Raw genomic sequence first — 2,628 nt, forward strand, 5'->3', positions numbered from 1 at the left:
CGCCCCGGCCGGCCGGCCCGGTTATCCCGACCAGGGCGGCGGCTACCCGGATCAGGGCGGCTACCCCGACCAGGGCGGCTACGGCGGCGGCCAGTACGGACGCCAGGACTACGGGCAGCAGGAGTACGGCGGCGGCCGCGGCTACGCCGAGCCGGCCGGCTACGGCGAGGCCGGTTACGCCGAGCCCGCGGGCCGCGACTACGAGTACGGCCAGCAGGCAGGCGGTGGCTACGGCGGCGCCTACGGGCAGGGCGACTACCCGGCCGGTGGGGCGACCGTCACGCTGCAGCTCGACGACGGCAGCGGCCGCACCTACCAGTTGCGCGAAGGCGCGAACGTGATCGGCCGCGGCCAGGACGCCCAGTTCCGGCTGCCCGACACCGGCGTCTCACGGCGGCACCTGGAAATCCGCTGGGACGGGCAGGTCGCGCTGCTGTCGGACCTCAACTCGACCAACGGCACCACCGTGAACAACGCACCGGTCCAGGAATGGCAGCTGGCTGACGGCGACGTCATCCGGCTCGGGCACTCCGAGATCATCGTCCGCGTTCACTGACTGATCGCGGCTGGGTCACGACCTGGGCACAGCCGCGGGCGAAGCTGAAGGCTTCACCTCCACGTCGAACAGCGTCCAAGTATCGTGACGTTGCCGACGACCGCAGGCTGGACCGGCGGGCAGGGCGCAGCGACCCGGGGATCCGTGTTGATGCGGCGAGGAGTACGGATCGGGGAACGAGAGGAACGTCAGATGCAGGGGTTGGTGCTGCAGCTGACGCGCGTCGGATTCCTGTTGCTGCTGTGGCTGTTCATCTGGTCGGTGCTGCGGATCCTGCGCACCGACATCTACGCGCCCACCGGCGCGGTGATGGTGCGCCGCGGCCTGGCGCTGCGCGGTTCGCTGCTGCCGAACCGGCAGCGCAACGTGATCCGGCAGCTGGTGGTCACCGAGGGCGCGCTCGCCGGCACCCGGATCACCCTGGGCAGCCAGCCGGTGCTGATCGGCCGCGCCGATGACTCGACGCTGGTGCTCACCGACGACTACGCCTCCACCCGGCACGCCCGGCTGTCCCCACGAGGTTCGGAGTGGTACGTGGAGGACCTAGGATCGACCAACGGCACATACCTCGACAGGGCGAAGGTGACGACGGCGGTAAAGGTTCCGATTGGCACGCCGGTTCGAATCGGCAAGACGGTGATCGAGCTGCGCCCGTGACGCTGGTTCTCCGGTACGCCGCGCGCAGCGACCGCGGCCTGGTTCGTGCCAACAACGAAGACTCGGTCTACGCCGGTGCGCGCCTGCTGGCCCTCGCCGACGGCATGGGCGGGCACGCGGCGGGCGAGGTCGCCTCGCAGCTGGTGATCGCCGCACTGGCCCATCTCGACGACGACGAGCCCGGCGGCGACCTGCTCGGCAAACTGGATTCCGCCGTCGCCGAGGGCAACTCGGCCATCGCGGCGCACGTCGAGGCCGATCCCGAGCTCGAGGGCATGGGCACGACGCTCACCGCCATCCTGTTCGCGGGCAACCGCCTCGGCCTGGTGCACATCGGTGACTCGCGCGGCTACCTGATGCGCGACGGCGAGCTCACCCAGATCACCAAGGACGACACCTTCGTCCAGACCCTGGTCGACGAGGGCCGCATCACCGCCGAGGAGGCGCACAGCCACCCGCAGCGGTCGCTGATCATGCGGGCGCTCACCGGCCACGAGGTCGAGCCCACGCTGATCGTCCGCGAGGCCCGGGTGGGCGACCGCTACCTGCTGTGCTCGGACGGGCTGTCCGACCCCGTCAGCCACGAGACCATCGCCGAGGCGATGCAGATCCCGGACGTCGCCGAGAGCGCCGACCGGCTGATCGAGCTGGCGCTGCGCGGTGGCGGACCGGACAACGTCACCGTGGTGGTCGCCGACGTCGTGGACTACGACTACGGACAGACCCAGCCGATCCTGGCCGGCGCCGTGTCGGGCGACGCCGACCAACCCCCGCCCAACACCGCGGCGGGCCGCGCGTCGGCGTTCAATCCGAAGCGCAACGAGCCCAAACGTGTTGTGCCGCAACCCGCGGAGGACGCCCGAAAGCCGCGCTCGAAGCGCCGGATGATCATCGCCGCGGTGTTGCTCATCCTGGTGGCCCTCGCCGGGCTGGCCATCGGCCGCGAGATCGTCCGCAACAACTACTACGTCAGCGACGACGACGGCACGGTGTCGATCATGCGCGGCGTGCCCGGGTCGATCCTGGGTTATCACCTCCAGGAGCCCTACCGCCAGGGCTGCCTCACCGCCCGCGACGGCCTCACCCTGATCAACCCCGGCCAGGCGCCGCGCGACTGTGAGCTGTTCCGCGTCGCCGACCTCAAGCAGTCCGAACAGCGCCAGGTGATCGCGGGGCTGCCGACCGGCTCCGAGGACGAGGCGATCGGCCAGATCAACCAGCTGGCACGCGATTCGCTACTGCCGATCTGCCAGGCGCCCAAGCCGACGCCCGCCCCGAAAACACAACCGCATCTGCCCGGGTCGCCGCAGTCCCCGGGTGTGCCGAACGCTCCGGCGACCACCGGTGGCAACGCGCCGGCGCCCGAGACACCGCGGACCGTCGCACCCACACCCGGCGCCACGGCGGGCGGCCCG

3 protein-coding genes are annotated in these 2,628 nt (G+C 71.1%); all 3 read left to right on the forward strand.

Annotation, left to right across the window (positions count from 1 at the left end; translation table 11 throughout):
* On the forward strand, window positions 1-556 hold a 556-nt coding region (locus Q2100_RS30890; protein WP_302917076.1), incomplete at its 5' end, for an FHA domain-containing protein.
* A 192-nt stretch (window positions 557-748) separates the two neighbouring features.
* Window positions 749-1,213 carry an FHA domain-containing protein FhaB/FipA gene (locus Q2100_RS30895; protein WP_264011818.1) on the forward strand — a complete coding sequence of 155 codons (465 nt, stop codon included), beginning with the start codon at window positions 749-751 and terminating at the stop codon, window positions 1,211-1,213.
* Window positions 1,210-2,628, forward strand: a 1,419-nt coding sequence (locus Q2100_RS30900; RefSeq protein ID WP_302917077.1) for a PP2C family protein-serine/threonine phosphatase, incomplete at its 3' end; no start/stop codon positions are given. The genes Q2100_RS30895 and Q2100_RS30900, both read left to right, overlap by 4 nt.

The organism is Mycolicibacterium arseniciresistens, from assembly GCF_030519285.1.
GTDB classification, from domain to species: Bacteria; Actinomycetota; Actinomycetes; order Mycobacteriales; family Mycobacteriaceae; genus Mycobacterium; species Mycobacterium arseniciresistens.

Coding starts and splice junctions, on each gene's coding strand:
- Q2100_RS30895 (WP_264011818.1), top strand. CDS start 749: ATGCAGGGGTTGGTGCTGCAGCTGACGCGCGTCGGATTCCTGTTGCTG.